Source organism: Caballeronia sp. INML1 (assembly GCF_023631085.1).
GTDB classification, from domain to species: domain Bacteria; phylum Pseudomonadota; class Gammaproteobacteria; order Burkholderiales; family Burkholderiaceae; genus Caballeronia; species Caballeronia turbans.
In genome coordinates this window covers 644948-662024 of sequence record NZ_JALQDT010000051.1, presented here as the reverse complement: position 1 = coordinate 662024, position 17077 = coordinate 644948, and the positions used below count along the sequence as shown (strand labels likewise).

Below are 17077 nucleotides of genomic sequence, written 5' to 3'. Positions count from 1 at the left end.
ACAGCCGGGCGTTGCGCAGTGGAAGGAGGTGTCAAGTGACTGCAGAGCATGACCGGCTCGTTGAAGCCCGAAGCGGCGTCACACCGTGGAAGAAATGGGGACCCTATCTGTCTGAACGACAGTGGGGCACGGTGCGCGAGGACTATAGCGAATCCGGCGACGCCTGGAACTATTTCAATCACGATCAGGCGCGCTCGCGGGCGTACCGATGGGGTGAAGACGGACTGGCCGGCATCTCCGACGATGAGCAGCTTCTGTGCTTCGCCGTGAGCCTATGGAACGGTCACGATCCGATATTGAAAGAAAGGATGTTCGGCCTGACAAATGGCGAAGGAAACCGCGGAGAGGATGTCAAGGAGTATTACTTTTACCTCGACTCGACGCCGACTCATTCCTACATGAAGTATCTGTACAAGTATCCGCAGGCCGCGTATCCCTATGACGACCTCGTGAAGACGAATCGTCAGCGAAGCCGGCAGGAACTCGAGTACGAACTGATCGATACGGGCGTATTCGACGAAGACCGCTATTTCGATGTCTTTGTCGAGTACGCCAAGGCCTCAGCGGAAGACATTCTGATTCGGATCACCGCGATCAATCGGGGTCCGGACGCGGCCGCACTACATGTCCTGCCGACACTCTGGTTCCGAGACATCTGGTCATGGGCCGAAAACGTGGCTCGGCCATCGCTTCGCCAGGCGTGGGCAAGCAACACGGATAGCGTCATCGCTGTCTCTCACCCCGATCTCGGCGCCTGGCGGCTCTATTGCGAAGGCGCCGCTTCGCTTCTCTTCACGGAAAACGAAACCAATACCGAGCGCCTTTATGGCACTGCAAACCGGACGCCGTACGTCAAGGATGGCATCGACCGCTACGTCGTTCACGGACAAGAAGCGGCGGTGAATCCGGAGAAGCGCGGGACGAAGGCCGCCGCACACTATTCGATGACGGTCGGCTCGGGCGAGTCGCTCGCCGTCCGTATGCGCCTTGTCCGCGATACGCCAGAGCACCAGACCTCGGCAGATGACGGCTTCAGCAAGGCGTTCGGTAGCGCTTACGACGAAGTGATGAAAGCGCGCCACCGCGAAGCCGACGAGTTCTACGCGAAGGTCATTCCCGCCTCGCTGGATGCGGACGCCACGAATGTGATGCGCCAGGCGCTTGCCGGCATGATGTGGTCAAAGCAGTTCTATTACTACGACGTCGACAAATGGCTGACCGAACGCGGCTCGGACCCGTTCGATCCCAAGCGGCGGGCGCCACGCAACGATCACTGGCATCACATGTACAACGCGGACATCGTCTCGATGCCCGACAAATGGGAATACCCGTGGTATGCAGCGTGGGATCTCGCTTTCCACGTTCTCGCGCTGACTCTCGTGGACGAAGATTTCGGCAAGCAGCAACTCGACCTGATGCTGCGAGAGCGTTATCTGCATCCGAGCGGGCAGCTTCCGGCGTACGAGTGGAACTTCGGCGACGTCAATCCACCGGTGCACGCCTGGGCGACGATCTTTGCCTATCGCCTCGAGCAATACCGCTATGGGCGCGGAGATCTTCTTTGGCTCGAGCGGTCGTTCCACAAACTGCTGATGAACTTCACGTGGTGGGTGAACCGCAAGGATCGTACGGGCAACAATGTGTTCGAAGGCGGCTTTCTCGGCCTCGACAACATCGGTGTCTTCGACCGAAGCGCACCGCTGCCTACGGGCGGATATCTGGAACAGGCGGACGGCACCGCATGGATGGCGCTCTTCTGCCAGAACATGCTCGAGATCGCGGTGCAGCTTGCCTTGAACAACCCTGCTTACGTCGACATGTGCGTGAAGTTCGTATCTCACTTCCTGTGGATTGCATCGTCGATGCTGCGCACCGGAGAGAGCGGCGGCATGTGGGATGAAGAACACGGGTTCTTCTACGATGTGCTGCGGTTGCCCGATGGCCGCTCCGAGCGGCTGACAGTGCGCTCCATGGTGGGGCTGCTGCCGCTATGCGCCGTCACCTCGTTCGATGGAGCGCTGGTGGAGAAATATCCCCATGCTTTCGAGAATCTCAAGCGGTTTCTCGCGGCGCGTCCTGAGATCATGGCTTCGATCCACGACCTGACGGCTAAGGGAGTCGCCGACCGCCGCATGGCTTCGATTCTCAACGAAGCGAACCTGCGACGCGTCCTGTCGAAGATGCTGGACGAGAACGAATTTCTGAGTCCGTACGGCATCCGATCGCTGTCCCGATACCACGCGGAGCATCCCTACGTCTACCGCACGGGTGAGCAGGAATACCGGGTTTCATACTTGGCGGCAGAATCCGACACCGGCATGTTCGGCGGCAATTCCAACTGGCGCGGTCCTATCTGGATGCCGGTGAACGGGCTCATTATCCGCGCGCTGCTGCAGTATTTCAGCTACTACGGCAACGATTTCAAAGTGGAATGCCCGACCGGCTCCGGGCGTCACATGACGCTCTACGAAGTCGCCGAGGAGATCACCCGAAGGCTGGCGAGCATCTTCCTGCGCGGCAGCGACGGCCGCCGGCCGGTTCATGGCGGCACTCGGAAGTTTCAGGAGGATCCGCACTGGCGTGATTGCCTGCTGTTCTATGAGTACTTCCACGGTGACAACGGAGCCGGGCTCGGCGCCAGCCACCAGACGGGCTGGACGGGCATCATCAGCCGGGCGATGCATCTGTTCGAAACTACGACGCCGGACCAGTTTCTGCAGGCGGGAAGAGCCGCGGCTTTCGTCGAAGTACCGGTGACGGGCGCAAACACCGCAGACGTTCGAACGAGCAGTTGAGCATGCGAGCGGCTATGGGGCATGAGTGCCGAGGCCGTTGCGCAAGCCCTGACGAGGGCGGCTAGCGACTGCGACGAGGTTGAAGAACTACTAGAACGATATCGCCCGCATGCCCCGCGGTTCAATCTGCACTCGATGCTCACAACTCCACGATGAGGTGGTCACATGCATTGCGAATCGTCGAACGTGAACGCGATGTGGATCTCCGGCGTGTTAATGCTTTCCTTTGGAATAACGTGCAACGCACAGCAGCGATCCGCGCCTCAGGAACACGACGGTTGGCAGTTTTCGGTTACGCCCTATCTTTGGATGGCGGGACAAAGCGGCACGATTCGTGTGGGGAATGTCATCCCGGCGCAGAACGTGAATGTTCACTTCTCCAACGTCCTGAGCAATCTGGATTTTGGCGTGATGGGCACCTTCGAAGCACGCAAGCAACGCTGGTCGATTATTTTCGACGGGTTCTACATCAGCATGGGCAGGGATTCGGATCCGATTCTGGGTGGCGCGCTGGGCACGGCAAGGCTGAAACTCGAAAACAGTGTCGTACAGCTTGCCGGCGGATACCGCATCTTGCAAAGCGAAACGATGCCGGTAGATCTATACGCTGGCCTCCGATACACGAATCTCAACGCGGACCTGACCTTTTCAACGAGTCGCCTGTTGCCGGCGGGCGCCGCGCGAGGCACGAATGTCGATTGGGTCGATGGGCTGTTCGGTGTGCGGGCCGCCTACCAGTTATCGGACAGATGGTCTGTATGGGGCTCCGCCGACGTCGGCGCGGGAGGCAGCAACTACTCCTGGCAACTCATTGCAACGATTCTCTGGGATGCAACAAAAACGGTCAGCGCGAGTGGTGGTTTCCGCATACTCGCACAGGATTACAACACGTCTTCCTTTTACTACAACGTACGGACTGCCGGTCCATTTATAGGCGCGCGCATTCGGTTCTAAGGCCTGCCATCGACAATGCACCGTATCGATTGCCAAAAGAGACAGCCAGGCACAAGGCGCAAATACGGTAAGACTCATGCGGTACGCGCGTCAGACGCTCGACCAATAGACTTCCCTGATTGAAAGAGCGCATTGATAGATTTAAAAAACTATCGAATCAGTGTTTTAGCATTATCCCTTCAAGGACTTGATGCTTCACGTTCGCATTAAGCACTCGTAGCCGTATGACGCTTCATCGCTCACGGAGTCGATGCCCGGAGCGCTGACCAGGAGAAAGCAAGGCGCAGTCGAAACGTGCGCGGGTTGATGATCAGAGGCACAGGCGTCTCACTGCCGACGTCGACACGGGTGCTGATCGCATCGCTCATCCTTGGGAAGTCCGTTCGGGTCGCAGACATGCTTGCGTTCAACAATCGCTTTGCCGACAAACCGCTCGCATGGAAGGCGCTGATATACGCACTCCTCGCGCTTATCGTCCGTTATGTCGAACGGGTCTATGAAGTCTGGAAGGAGGCGCCCGGCCCGCACGCAGCCAGTCAGCAGACCGGGCCGTTGCCAACTAGCCGCTTCCTGGCCGTGCAGATCCTTCTAGTGATGTTGATCTTCATGCGTCATCGCCGAGCTGTCGCGAGTATTCTGCCGCGGAAAAATCAAGGCAATTTTCCTTGGCCCCTTGCCCGCGCGGCTCGAATAAGGCCGCTTCCACTTAACCTGCGTCACAGGGGCAGCGAATGACTGCGTTCGTCGATCACCCGGAGGTGTTGTTCGTCGTGCTTCTCGTGCTGTTCATCGGCGCGGTGGCCTTCGGTGCGTACGCGCTGCGGCGCATCGCCGTGCTGCCAGCGGAAGATCGCGAAGACTTAAACCTCATCCAGACATCCACTTTGACGCTGCTCGCGCTGCTGGTCGGGTTCAGCCTTTCAATGGCGGTGAATCGCTACGACCTGCGCAAGACGCTGGAGGAAAGCGAAGCCAATGCCATTGGCACAGAATATTCGCGCGCGGATCTTGCCGGAGCGGCCGCCGGCGCGAAGATCAAGTCGGCACTGCTCCATTACACGAAGCTGAGACTGGCAAACTACCGGACGCGCTCGCCCGAGGAGCTCGCGAAAAACGTCCGCGATACGGCAAATGTCGAAACGGAACTGTGGCAGCTCGTGACACAAGTTGCGAAAGAGCAGCCGACACCGATCGGCGCGCTTGTCGTTGCTGGCATGAACGACGTCCTGAACTCGCAGGACTACGCCGAGGCCGCGCGCATCAATCACATTCCCCTGGGCGCGTGGTATCTGATGATCATCATCGCGCTGCTCGGTTGCGTGGTGCAAGGTTATGGCGCGAAGGGCAACCTGCGCAAAGGGCTGCTCATTACGATTCTTCCGGTGACGGTCGCGCTGTCGCTCGCGCTCATCGCGGACATTGACAGCCCGAAAGGCGGACTCATCCACGTCGAGCCGCGGGATCTCGCGCGCCTGATGCAGTCGCTCGAGCAGTAACTCGCTTCCGACCTGGAGACGCTGCACACAACTCCGCAAACGCAAGACGCGATCTGGCGCTGCCTTGAGGTGGCACCGGACCCTGGAAGTTCTGGAACTTGGGCGCTCTTTCGTGTTGGGCGCGGCGCGGGGGCCTGCGGGCGGCGCGGTCGGCTGAATTCAGACGGGCAGGATTTGGGTGGCTTGCGATAGGCTACGATAGCGCAAACGACGTTGGCGACTTGGCCGGACCGGAGAGGAATAATCCGACCGCGGCCCGGGCGCCCTCGGCCCAGTTTGCTCCGTCGGCATGACGGCAACCGCGACACGGCATCGCACTTCTGATTTGGAGAATCAATGAGCCTCGCCAACTTCATTGAAGCCGATCTTTCCGGGCTGATTGACGACTGGACCGGCTACGCCCTTGCACTCAGCCAAGAGGGCAGCCAGCTCTCTGAAACGCAACTGCGTGATTCGGCCGCCGAGATATTGAGCGCGATTGCCGCCGACATGCGCGACACCCAGAGCCCAGCGCAGCAGCAGAGCAAGTCGCGGGGCGAACAGCAGGAACGGGAAACGAGCTTCGATCGCGTCGCGCAGCAGCACGCAGAGGCTCGTCTCTCGCATGGTTTCGGTATCAACGATGTCGTGGCAGAGTTTCGTGCGCTGCGGGCCACGGTGTTGCGACGCTGGCAGAAGACCTCACCAGACGGTGCTATAGCGTTTCAGGAAATGATTCGTTTCAATGAGGCAATCGATCAAGTGCTCGCGGAATCGGTACGACACTACGCGTATCGGACGGCGCGCATCCGGGACCTGTTTGCCGGCGTGCTTGCACACGACCTGCGCTCCCCGCTTGGCGCGATACTTAACTCGAGCGAAGTGCTTCTGCACGACGAAAGCCTGTCTTCAGCCAGTGTGAGAGCGGTCGCATTCGTACAGCGCGGAGCAATGCGCATGAAACAGATGATCGACGACTTGCTCATCTTCACACGCACCCGTCTGGGTGACGCAATGCCGGTCAGCTTTACGTCGCAGGATATGGGGCGTATCTGTGCCGACGCGGCGGACGAAGTGCGCGCGTCATACCCAAATGCGCACATCGACCTGCGTCTTGGGGGCACACTGCAAGGCCGATGGGATGCGAGCCGGCTCGGACAGTTGATGGTCAATTTGCTGACCAATGCCGTGCGATATGGCTCGGGTCCGATTGTCGTCGAAGCTAAGGGTCAAGACGAACAGGTGACCGTGATCGTTTCGAACGCAGGCGATCCGATACCGGAGGCCGCGCTTCCTACGCTTTTCGATCCGCTGACAAGGGCGGTTTCTCCTAACCACAGTGGGACCGCAGCCGGTGTGGGCCTGGGCCTTTACATCTGCCGCTGCATTGCCCTCGCGCACCAGGGCAGGATAAGCGTCGAATCGACGGAACGCGGGACTCGATTCATCGTGCACATGCCACGTTCACCGGCCTAATGGGATGGGAGCGGTCATGAGTAACTAGATCCAATGAAAGGCGACCGACACTTACGAACCTGGAGGCCCTTTCGTGCTAGCGGCCGACTTCCTTAGGTTCATCAATGCCGCCGAAAACGAACTAATACCCCGGTTGTCGTTTGTGCCATTTCAAGTTATCCAGAACATGTCAAAGGACCAACAGGTCTATGCACGTGGTCTCTGCCCAACCGCACTGCTAGCACTGCGTCGGAAGGATCAGGCGCTGGTACCGCAGCGGAAGGTTCTTCTTCACGCATAACTCCTTCTCATCAGCACGTCTCCCGGATCCGGGTCGCAAGCCACAGCACCGTTCCCTCATGCACGACCGTCTCTTGGCACTGCACGGTTGCGCCCCGGTGACGGATCAACGCCAGTTGCTGTGCCGGCGCTTTCTTCAAACGGCGGCTGGTGGCGAAAGCCGGCGCCGCCAGAGACGATTGCGATGATCGCGCCCACGACAAGCGCGGCAAAGGAGAACCAGCTCGCACGCGCCACGCCCCGAGCAGCTGTATCGGCCGTCTCACGCGCCGTTTGCTCGGCCTGCGGCGCCGTCGTTGCGGCGACACTGCCGGCAGTACTGACCGCGCCGGTGATCAGCGACGTCATGCCGTACACAATAAGCAGCGTCATCACCGCCCAGGACAATAGGCCGTGCAGCCACCCCAGCACCGGTGCGCAGCGGCCTGCGTAGTAGGAGCCAACAAAGACTGCCAGTACCGTGGTGACGATGACCCAAACCCCGGACCCAAAGCCAAACCCGTGCAACGGATCGGGCTTCGACATTGGCGACAGCAGCGATGCCCCAATGGCCGTACCGAGAACGCTCATGATGAGGTAGACGACCATCGAAAGGATGACGCCAGCGATTATTGAGGCCCATGACAGCCGGGGCAGTCCATCTCGAGTGGTTAGAAGTTTCATGGGATCATCCAAATAGTAAGTGAACGCGTAAAGCCCGCTTTCAGCCGCGGCCTTTCAAGCAGCGCAAGCGTCGTGCCCATCAAATGTCGTCGGTGGCGCTGGACGCACGCTTGGGTGCCGATCTACAGACATTCGCCATTCCTAATTGAAATTCACGTCGACGCGAGCAAGTCCTTCGTCATACTATGAAACGATGATCGCGGCCGCGGGAAGGACCCGGAAGTGGCTCTTCCTGCCCTCCACCGCGCGCGTTTCATCGGCGCGCATGTGGCGACGCAATGTGGTGAACCCGTTCTGGAAGGTGGCGGAAATGTTAACGACGACGGTGGTTCTGTTGCTCCTTGGCGCGGCACTCGCCGTTTATCTCAACGACAAGAACGGCGAGAGCAGTAGTCTATGGGCGCAATGGGAGCGCGAACTAAAGACAACCAGAAAGACGCATGAAGATGCATGAGCTCGAGTTCAATGCATTTATCGCCGCGCAGACTCTATCGGAGAGGAAGAAATGATCGCTATCGCCGCAAAGCCTTATCGAGGCATCGCCGGATGCGGCGCTTTCCGGCAGCTCCAGGCTGAACATGAGCCCGTGCGGTGTTAAGGACCGGCATTTGCTGGACACGGTTGAACAGCCTGAAGCGCGAGGAGCCATGATGGGTGCAACCGGTAGACGCCCTAAAATCGTTCTCTTCCAGTCGAAATCTGTGCCTGCGATGCCTGGTCACTCTCAAAGCGACTTCCAAATATATGCCTCTTATCGCGGATCGCTTTCGAGTGGGTTCTACGGAACCTTGAAGGTGGTGCGCAAGACTGACGGCCGACTGCTTTATCCGTTTGATGGCGCCCCAGACATCGGCCCGTTTAGTACGAGTACGGGCGCCGTAGCGGCGGCGCAGCAGCGCGGCATTGCGATTGTCGACGGGGATCTCGCGCGGCCGGAGCTTTAGAATGAACACAACCCATCGCCCAGCCCGCTGAGCCGCTGAGTTCATCGCGCGACGAACATCAAACGTGGCGAGGCGCCGGCAAAGGGCGGGCCAGATTGCAAGGTGAGCTCCGTTACGTCAAATCAACTCAATGTGGCGACGCTTGGCCCGTTTTACCTCCTTTTGGGATTGTCCTGGACAGCCTTGTGCCCGACATAGAATTTGGATGATCCGGGAGCCGTTAGCAGGCCGGGCGGTCATCTGGAATCCCGCCAACGACCTTATCCGGCTGGGATGGTCGCTTGCGACGGCACGCTCAATCCATGCCTATATGCGGGGCAATACAGTGAATTTCTACGCTTTTCCTGGGCCTTCGCTTGCCGCCGTCAATTGCCCATCGTGAAGCTGGACGAGCGCCCGTACGACGTACTGCCGCTTTCTGGCCTGACGAAGCGTCGCGTCCGTGCGCTGGCCCGGTCGCTGGGCGCCGAGGATCGTTTGGTCATGAAAGTGCCCACCGCGGATCTGGAATTGCTGACCCTTCAGCGTCCCGACGAAGATAGCTACGGTATCAGCTACAAAAATATCGACGACTTTCTCGAAGGCAAGGAAGTCACTGCCGAAATCACCTCTAACATCAAATGCTTTTACGAGGCGACGTGGCAAAAACGCTCGCTGCCGGTGGCAATACTGCCCGATGGAAACTAATACGATGCACTCGGGCTGCGTTGCTCGACACAGTCGGTACGCTGCAACGTGACGGAAGTAACGCCGGGCAGCATCATTGCCCGCGACGCGAATCGGCGAAACGCCGAGGCTTCGCCATAGCAGTTAAATTCGAGACGCCGCTGACCCAGCTGGTGACTGCAAACAAGCCCCTCGTCAGCCATGAGTGCGAGCACACGGGATGGGTCGATCGGCGGGGCGCCGCATCCAAGGAGTGTTATGGTCGCACGCATGTCGCCTCCGGTCTGTCGGTCCTGCAATTCGTTGCCGCGAACCTGAATTTATGATCCATACGTCGCTACCGACCGATGGCAGCGGATTTTGGTCCCGCTGGGTCCGTCGTACGACAACGGTGGCGCGTCCGCGCCGACGTAACCTCTCACCATGACTTCTAGATCGGCCCGGTCGGTCTCGGTCGCAGGCGTCTCAGGAGGCGTCTTCGCCTGAATATCCCTCGGTTGCGACTGAGTGAGGTTGGATTCGGCGTTGTTCATTAGCAGGCCTGTCTGGTTTTAGTCGCCGATAAGAAGGAAACTTCCCATTCGCATTTCCTGCAACTACCTTCAGCATCGACCATGCCTCAGCCGCGACCTGGCAACGCACGCACTCGGCGGACAAGAAGGCCGAGTCCTCGGCACAGCAGTTGCTCATTCTTAAGCCCGACATTTCAATCCAGGGAGCATCCCGTGAAAACAAATATGGCTATCCGCGCAACGACAATCGTCGCGCTACTTGGCGCTTTCTCGCCAGCCTTCGCTCAAACACAAGCTGCGAGTACGACACAAGCCAACGACCTCTCTCCAGTCGACAAAGCGTTCGTGCAGGCCGCATCCGAATCAAGTTCGACCGAGATCGACACGGCAAAGCTCGCCACGAAGCAGTCCCAGGACAAGGACGTTAAAGACTTCGCCCATCAGATGATGATTGACCACACCAAGCTGACGGTTCAGCTCAAGATGGCGGCGCCGCACGGCGTCGTAGTTCCCAAAGATAATTCGGATCCCGCAGTGCTCGACGCGCTCAAACCGTTGAAAGGGAAGGCGTTCGACGCTGCCTATATCAAGACCGTTGGTGTCGAAGGACACCAAAAGGCGGTCGCAGCCTTTCAGAAAGAAGCTCAAGAGGGACAGAATGCAGATCTGAAAAAAGCTGCCGCAAAGGCGCTGCCGACTATCCAGCATCATCTCGAGATGGCGCAAGCGCTGGCGGCAAAGAAGGGGGTGAAGTAACGACCGCGTGATGGGTGTATACCCGACTTACGCTATCGCGCGCTCTGGGACGCGGCATATCCATTGCTGAACAAGCACTGCTTCCAATACCGCGGTTACACCGGACCATGTCTAGGCGCGGGAGACGTAGTCCGGTGCTTTCGGCGAGAGGAATAAAGGGTCCTTTGATGCATGGGTGCGTCCGCTGAAAAGCGGGCCGCTACAAACCAACCGGAGAAATTCATGGCTGCAAAAACCTTAAACGACTTGTTCGTGCATGCGCTGTCGGACGTCTATAGTGCCGAGAAACAGCTGACTAAGGCGCTTCCCAAGCTCGCCCGAGCTGCGACCAATCCTGAGCTTGCCGCCGCCTTCAAGACCCATCTTGAAGAAACACAGGGGCAGATCGAGCGAATTGACCAGGTGGTCGAAAACACGGACATCAAGCTCAAGCGCGTAAAGTGCGTTGCAATGGAGGGGCTCGTTGAGGAGGGGCAGGAGCAGATTGAAGAAATCGAGCAGGGGCCCATTCTCGACGCGGCCTTGATTGCAGCTGCGCAGAAAGTCGAGCACTACGAAATCGCGACCTATGGGACGTTAGCGGCGCTCGCAAAAAAGCTAGGCTACACCGACGCGATGAATCTGCTGCTTGAAACGCTAAAAGAAGAAAAGGCAACGGACGAAAAACTGACGTTGTTGGCCGAGCAACAAGTGTCCGAAGAAGAGGCTGGAACGCCGGCCGTGAAGCAAGCTGGAAAGCGAAGCGTGAATTAACGACACCTGCCGCGGCGCAGCTATGGGCCGCGGCGCGCCCGATAGCTGCGCCCGCCGCGGAATGAAATTGCCGGAGAGCGCGGACGACGTTGTAGCTGAGGGTGGCGAAACGCGGCAAGATGATGCGCGCATCGGTGCTCCTGACGCCGTTCCGTGTCCCTCGTGCACAGCGATTCGACGGCAGACTGTGACGACGCACGACAAACGGCACCGAACGCGGCCATCGCCGCCCGAGGGTGCAACAGGGCGAGGTCTGCGCTGTCGTTCGACGCGGCCCCAACTGAGCGCCGAAGGTACTACTGCCGTTGCGATCTAATCAATCGGCTCCCGATGAACTGGCAAGTCCGTTCTGATGTAACAGTGGGCATATAAAGTCGATTATGGGTCGGACCGCGCCCAAGCGCGGTCCATGCGTCAGACGCTCTCTGCTGCACTCAGACAGCTTTACCCGAGCCAAGGTCCGCGCCGGTGGTCGGGTCGGTGGTTGGATCGGATGCGGTGCGCGAGGCCATCGACTGAAGCACCTGCACGTCTTCTTCAGACACCGTAACGGTTGCCGTTCCGTCGCCACCGTCGACAGCCGGCTGTGGGTCCTCCACAAATTCCCAGTCGCCGCCTTCGTTCCACGGACCGCGAGCGTCGCCCCCTTTGGACATGTTGAAGTACACGCTTGTGAATTCCGGGTTACCTGGCAACTTGCCTTGCGGGAAGTTCGGCTGAATGGAATGCAGCGCTTTTTCGAACGACTTCTGGTGCGCGATCTCACGCGTCATCAGAAAGCCCAGTGCGTCCTTGATGCCAGGGTCTTCAGTGACGTTGATAAGCCGTTCATAGATGATCTTCGCGCGGGCTTCGGCGGCGATATTCGAACGCAAGTCGGCAGTGGGCTCACCGATCGTGTCGATGTACGCTGCAGTCCAAGGTACGCCTGCCGAGTTGGTCAGCGACGGGCCGCCGCCGTACAGAATCGAGGTGATATGCGAGTCATTGCCGGCGCCGGTGAGCGACCTGTAAAGCTCCGCCTCCTGCTCGACGCCCTCGGCCAGTTGACCTTTCGCCCCTTTGTTGAGCATTGCCACAATCGAACCGATGACTTCGAGGTGGCTGAGTTCCTCAGTAGCAATGTCGAACAACAGATCCTTCCGGCCAGGATCGTCTTCACCGACCGCCTAGGTGAAGTAGCGGCACGCAGCGGCTAGTTCGCCTTGCGGCCCGCCGAATTGCTCCAGTAGTAGATTAGCCAGACCGGGGTTCGGCGTCGCAACGCGGACGGTGTATTGCAAGCGTTTGTTATGGACGAACATATCAACGGCTCCTTTCAGTGGGCACATACGCAGCCCGTCCCGGCACCGCGTACACAATGATTATGAGAAGTCACCTTGGAGCGACCGAGCGGAGCGACTAAGCGTCACTGTTGTCCTTCGCCTCAAAGTCTCAGCGCATCGAATGTGCACTGGGCGTGTTGCGGCACCTGCCGCGTGACGAACGGGGCCGCTTCGCGCTTCGAAACGCATTCACGGCCCACCGTAGTCGCGCAATCCTTATGCCATCCTCTTGACTGACCGTCCCCTCGACGGTAATCGCGGAACGTCGATAAGTGACCCGCTGATCTGCGCTCGTTAACCGCTTAAACCGGTCGATTCAGGTCTGTGTCTTGTGGATCGAAACAAGATGTTCGATTGGCCGTCGTTGCGAATTACTGCTTCGACGAACGAGGTGTGTCGATCCACTTGAGCCGCTCTCTGACAGTGCCAAACACGGAACAGAGATGTTCGAACGACCGGCCGGATCTGTTACCGTCGGACCTAGATAGAGCCTTTTGGCACAGATGTCGGATGCGGTGCGATCGCGGCTCGTATCGCGGCCTCCAATTGACCAAGAGTGAAAGGCTTCGGAAGCTCGGACCATGCGAAGCTGGGTTGCATTTGCGGCGGGATGGTGCTCCCTGAGGCAAAGATCACTCCAAGGCCTGGACACATCGCTTTCGCTTGCTTCGCTAACTCCAGGCCCGACATGTCGGGCAAGTTGATATCGGTGAGCAGCACATCGAACCGGCGCTGGTCCAGCGCTGTCAGCGCTCCCGAAGCGTGCGCCGTGGCAGACACCCGATGGCCCAGCAGTTCGATCAGCTCGCACACGGCTTCGCAGGCCAAAGGGTCGTCCTCGACCACCAGGATGTTCTGAGCCGGCGTTTGTGCGGCCTGCAGTTCGCTCGCCCTGGCATTGTCCTTCGCGAGCGTCTCACCGGGAGAACCGAGCACGTGTCGAATCTTGAACGCCAAGTCTTCGCGACTATAGGGCTTGCTCAGAAGCTCTACGCCTTCATCGAGACGCCCCGCGTGGACGATGGCGTTTTGCGTGTAGCCCGATGTGAAGAGCACGCGTAAGTCAGGCTGTAGCCGCCTTGCCTGCCGAGCCATCTCGGGGCTCTTGAGCGTTCCTGGCATAACCACATCAGTGAAAAGAAGATCGACATGCATGCCACTGCTCACGACAGCGAGGGCCTGCTCTGCGTTGTCCGCTTTCAGCACACCATAACCGAGTTCCTTCAGCATCTCGATGACCGTCGCCTGAACCTTGTGGTCGTCTTCCACGACGAGGACGATCTCGTTTCCACCGGGTGTCGGGCCGGTCGTACGGCGCACCGGCTCGTAAGCCTGCGCCGTCGACCTGGGGAGATAGATGCGGATTGTCGTGCCGTGTCCCGGTTCGCTGTAAATGCGGATATGGCCGCCGCTCTGCTTGACGAATCCATAGGCCATACTCAAGCCCAGCCCGCTGCCTTCTCCTTCAGGCTTTGTCGTAAAGAACGGATCGAAGGCGCGTTCAAGGATTTCCTGCGTCATCCCATTGCCAGTATCGGTGACGGCCAACATCACGTAGTGACCGGCTGGCACATCGGAAAGCGAGCGAACATATCTATCGTCGAGCATGGCATTGGCAAGCTCGAGCGTCAATTTCCCGCCGTCCGGCATCGCGTCACGGGCATTGATCGCCAGGTTCAGGACGACGTTTTCCAGTTGATGCCAGTCCACCATTGCGTTCCACAGGCCACCGGCCACGACCGTTTCCACCTCGATGGTTTCCCCGATCGCGCGGCGCAGCAAATCGTCCATGCCGCGGATCATGGTGGCGAGATTCACCGAGACCGGCCGAAGCGCCTGACGGCGGCCAAAGGCCAACAGCTGCGAGGCGAGCTTGGCACCGCGCTCGACCGCATCGAGCGCGTTGGCGAGACGCGCGATTGACCATTCGTCACACGAGGCGCGGCTCAGTAGCAGGTCGAGATTGCCGCGCAGCACTTGCAATACGTTGTTGAAGTCGTGGGCCACGCCCCCGGTGAGCTTGCCGATTGCTTCCATCTTCTGCGCCTGGAAAAGCGCCGCCTGAGTCTGCTCGAGCGTTTGTTGGGCCTCGTATTTCTCGGTGACGTCACGCGTGATCTTTGCAAAGCCGATCAAGGTGCCCGACTCATCCCGTATCGCGTCTATGACCACGTGTGCCCGAAAACGGGTACCGTCGCGGCGGACACGCCATCCCTCGGCTTCGAAACGCCCTTCTCTGGCGGCCGTGGTGAGCGCCCGGTGGGGCACGCCAGCCTCGATGTCTTCAGATGTGTAGAAGCGGGAAAAGTGCGACCCAACGATCTCTTCCGTCGCATACCCCTTGATACGTTGCGCGCCCTGATTCCAGTTAGTCACGTGTCCGTCGGGCGAGAGCATGAAAATCGCATAATCGGTCACACCCTGCACGAGCAGCCTGAAGCGCCGCTCGCTCTCGATGACGGCGTCATGGGCGCGACGTTTCTCGCTCTCGTCGCGGACGACCTTCACGAACCCGCGAACATGCCCATCCGGCTTTATGAGGGCAGTGGTGACCACGCTTGCCCAGAACACCGAACCGTCCTTTCGCCTTCGCCACCCTTCGGTCGTGTGGCTGCCGTGCTCGCGGGCGTCGCGTAGTTCGGCTTCGTAAGTCTCGGCCGAGCGCGCATCGGAGGCGAACAGGACGGAGTAGTGCCGCCCGACGATCTCAGATGCGTCGTAGCCGTAGATCGATGCGGCGCCAGGATTCCACGAGGCGACGAACCCCTGCGGGGTCAACGCAAACAGGGCAAGGTCGATTGTGGACTGCGTCCAAAGTTGCACCCACTCCGATAGTTCGACGCGCTCTTCACTACTTTCCATGTGTGTCACTGCCTTGCTTTGTTGCTTCGTGTGCGCCGACACTCGGACGCTCGAGTCCGCGGCCGTTTGCGTCGTCTGAATTTACCTGATCCAGCACGCGCGCTCCGCATACCAGGAGGAGAGGTGCTCGCTGCATGTTTTGAAAAAAGGGAAATTCGACACCAATGGAAGCAGAGTCTTCCGGGACCCTCGAACCACCTCATCCACCGAACGACATCGACAGATCTTCGTAGATCCTCCCCTGATGGTGTGGCGGTAAGAGGTCTACGGGCATAGTTCCTCTTCGCGCAAGCCAAGGATGGACGAAATGCCTTTCTCGCCGGAAAAAAGACCACCCTCGGGCGGTGGTTAGGAAGTTGGGGCATGCGGAACGCCTGCAACGGGTGGACTAACCCCAACACGCAGGATAAAACCTGTAGCAATCCACGTTCCACAGCGATGTTGCCATCGGCGGACTTCCGTACGAGCGCTTGTTGTGACCATCTCATTAGATTCGCTTCGCGCCTATCACGAGCGCACTCGCGCCAACCTCGTCGTTTTTCCATCAATGGCGCGGATCAGCGCTTCTGCCTCGCATGGGCGCTATCACTTAGACGCCGTGCTTTGCCCGTGCCCGTTCCACAGAGCGGCCTCAGTTGCCTCTGGCCGGTTCCCGCCGGGCGCTTCTGCGCAGGACATCGGCGGGCACGCCGAATGTTCGGAGGAACGCGCGGCGCATACGTTCCCGGTCCGCGAAACCCGTTTCCTGGGCCACCACGTTGATCGTGTGGCGGCCTTGCTCAATCATGAATCTGGCTGCTTCCAGGCGAAGCTGTTCCACAGCCTTGGCGGGCGACTGGCCGGTTTCGGCCAGAAAGGCACGGCTGAACTGACGAGGACTGAGGTTCGCCACTTCAGCAAGCTCCTCGATGGTGAGCGGATTGCGAAGGTTGCGGCGAATGTGCGTGAGGACCGATTCGATCCGGTCGGACTTGGGCGTCATATCGAGCAGCGCGGAGTGTTGCATCTGCCCACCGAGACGACGCTGATTCATGACGAGGAGCCGCGCGACCATTTTCGCGGCGTCGGCGCCCAGGTCGTCGTCGAGCAGTGCCAGCGCAAGGTCGATACCGGCCGTCATTCCGGCCGAAGTCCAGATTGGGCCGTCGTTGACGAAGATCCGGTCTTCCTCCGTGATGACGTTCGGGAAGCGCGCCCTGAATTCCGACGCATGCGCCCAATGCATGGTCGCGCGCCTTCCCTCCAGCAGCCCGGCCTCGGCCAGAACGAATGCACCGCTGCATATCGACGTAATCCGTCTCGATACCCTGGCTGCCTCTTTCACGAAAGCCACCACGGCAGCGTCGGGCGACGGGATCTTCATTTCCGTGATCGAGCCTACGATGACCGTGTCGAATGCGGGATCGCCAAATGCCTCGGTCTCCAGCTTCATGCCGCCCGAAGACTCGACGGGACCACCGTGTTCAGACAACACATGAACGTCGTAGCTCTTGCGTCCATCGGGCAGGTTCGCAATCTCGAACACCGTCAGGGCGGCGAGGCTCATCATCTGAAATCTTCTCGGCACTATGAAGCCAATCCGGTGCATATCTGATCCTGCCGTTCGCAAAGGGAACG

At 59.3% G+C, this 17077-nt stretch carries 12 protein-coding genes and 2 pseudogenes; 10 read left to right on the top strand and 4 right to left on the bottom strand.

Annotated elements, in window-relative coordinates; all coding sequences use genetic code 11:
• Positions 1-35 precede the first annotated feature (35 nt).
• From NCR38_RS19200 to NCR38_RS19180, 5 genes are all read left to right on the top strand, one after another.
• Positions 36-2795: an MGH1-like glycoside hydrolase domain-containing protein gene (locus tag NCR38_RS19200; RefSeq protein WP_061117954.1), complete on the top strand. Its 2760-nt coding sequence runs from the start codon at positions 36-38 to the stop codon at positions 2793-2795.
• Positions 2796-2960: 165 nt separating this feature from the next.
• A complete protein-coding gene (locus NCR38_RS19195) occupies positions 2961-3749 on the top strand; it encodes a hypothetical protein (protein ID WP_143756324.1) in 789 nt (262 codons plus the stop codon).
• A 306-nt stretch (positions 3750-4055) separates the two neighbouring features.
• The gene (locus NCR38_RS19190) at positions 4056-4484 is read left to right on the top strand and encodes a hypothetical protein (protein ID WP_061117956.1); all 429 of its coding nucleotides are present in this window, start codon (positions 4056-4058) and stop codon (positions 4482-4484) included.
• Complete coding sequence (locus NCR38_RS19185) at positions 4481-5245, top strand: hypothetical protein (protein WP_061117957.1); 765 nt, start codon at positions 4481-4483, stop codon at positions 5243-5245. Before NCR38_RS19190 ends, NCR38_RS19185 begins: the two co-directional genes overlap by 4 nt.
• A 336-nt stretch (positions 5246-5581) precedes the next feature.
• Positions 5582-6700 carry a sensor histidine kinase gene (locus NCR38_RS19180; RefSeq protein ID WP_061117958.1) on the top strand — a complete coding sequence of 373 codons (1119 nt, stop codon included), beginning with the start codon at positions 5582-5584 and terminating at the stop codon, positions 6698-6700.
• 336 nt (positions 6701-7036) lie between these two features.
• Here the strand turns inward: NCR38_RS19180 and NCR38_RS19175 are convergent, their stop codons facing one another.
• A complete protein-coding gene (locus tag NCR38_RS19175; protein ID WP_250477475.1) occupies positions 7037-7642 on the bottom strand; it encodes a YrzE family protein in 606 nt (201 codons plus the stop codon).
• Between the two features lie 145 nt (positions 7643-7787).
• Between NCR38_RS19175 and NCR38_RS19170 the strand changes: the two genes are divergently transcribed.
• From NCR38_RS19170 to NCR38_RS19150, 5 genes and pseudogenes are all read left to right on the top strand, one after another.
• Positions 7788-8096 carry a hypothetical protein gene (locus NCR38_RS19170; RefSeq protein ID WP_250477474.1) on the top strand — a complete coding sequence of 103 codons (309 nt, stop codon included), beginning with the start codon at positions 7788-7790 and terminating at the stop codon, positions 8094-8096.
• A 124-nt stretch (positions 8097-8220) separates the two neighbouring features.
• Positions 8221-8586, top strand: coding sequence for a DUF6723 family protein (locus NCR38_RS19165; protein ID WP_311394673.1), 366 nt, complete (start codon positions 8221-8223; stop codon positions 8584-8586).
• 402 nt (positions 8587-8988) lie between these two features.
• A pseudogene (locus NCR38_RS19160) lies at positions 8989-9273 on the top strand (NAD(+) synthase); the annotation flags it as partial.
• 716 nt (positions 9274-9989) lie between these two features.
• A complete protein-coding gene (locus NCR38_RS19155; RefSeq protein WP_061117962.1) occupies positions 9990-10520 on the top strand; it encodes a DUF4142 domain-containing protein in 531 nt (176 codons plus the stop codon).
• A 222-nt stretch (positions 10521-10742) separates the two neighbouring features.
• Positions 10743-11273, top strand: a complete 531-nt coding sequence (locus NCR38_RS19150; RefSeq protein ID WP_061118130.1) for a ferritin-like domain-containing protein — start codon at positions 10743-10745, stop codon at positions 11271-11273.
• A 434-nt stretch (positions 11274-11707) separates the two neighbouring features.
• Here the strand turns inward: NCR38_RS19150 and NCR38_RS19145 are convergent.
• From NCR38_RS19145 to NCR38_RS19135, 3 genes and pseudogenes are all read right to left on the bottom strand, one after another.
• Positions 11708-12577: pseudogene (locus tag NCR38_RS19145) on the bottom strand (manganese catalase family protein).
• Between the two features lie 501 nt (positions 12578-13078).
• Entirely contained in the window at positions 13079-15460 is a 2382-nt protein-coding gene (locus tag NCR38_RS19140; protein ID WP_061118131.1) for a PAS domain S-box protein, read from the bottom strand.
• 631 nt (positions 15461-16091) lie between these two features.
• The gene (locus NCR38_RS19135; protein ID WP_250477473.1) at positions 16092-17048 is read right to left on the bottom strand and encodes a GlxA family transcriptional regulator; all 957 of its coding nucleotides are present in this window, start codon (positions 17046-17048) and stop codon (positions 16092-16094) included.
• Positions 17049-17077: the final 29 nt, after the last annotated feature.

Excerpts from the sequence above, each read along its gene's own strand:
- NCR38_RS19195 (WP_143756324.1), top strand. The coding sequence starts at position 2,961 with ATGCATTGCGAATCGTCGAACGTGAACGCGATGTGGATCTCCGGCGTG.
- NCR38_RS19190 (WP_061117956.1), top strand. The coding sequence starts at position 4,056 with ATGATCAGAGGCACAGGCGTCTCACTGCCGACGTCGACACGGGTGCTG.
- NCR38_RS19185 (WP_061117957.1), top strand. The coding sequence starts at position 4,481 with ATGACTGCGTTCGTCGATCACCCGGAGGTGTTGTTCGTCGTGCTTCTC.
- NCR38_RS19180 (WP_061117958.1), top strand. The coding sequence starts at position 5,582 with ATGAGCCTCGCCAACTTCATTGAAGCCGATCTTTCCGGGCTGATTGAC.
- NCR38_RS19175 (WP_250477475.1), bottom strand. The coding sequence starts at position 7,642 with ATGAAACTTCTAACCACTCGAGATGGACTGCCCCGGCTGTCATGGGCC.
- NCR38_RS19165 (WP_311394673.1), top strand. The coding sequence starts at position 8,221 with ATGAGCCCGTGCGGTGTTAAGGACCGGCATTTGCTGGACACGGTTGAA.
- NCR38_RS19155 (WP_061117962.1), top strand. The coding sequence starts at position 9,990 with ATGGCTATCCGCGCAACGACAATCGTCGCGCTACTTGGCGCTTTCTCG.
- NCR38_RS19150 (WP_061118130.1), top strand. The coding sequence starts at position 10,743 with ATGGCTGCAAAAACCTTAAACGACTTGTTCGTGCATGCGCTGTCGGAC.
- NCR38_RS19140 (WP_061118131.1), bottom strand. The coding sequence starts at position 15,460 with ATGGAAAGTAGTGAAGAGCGCGTCGAACTATCGGAGTGGGTGCAACTT.
- NCR38_RS19135 (WP_250477473.1), bottom strand. The coding sequence starts at position 17,048 with ATGCACCGGATTGGCTTCATAGTGCCGAGAAGATTTCAGATGATGAGC.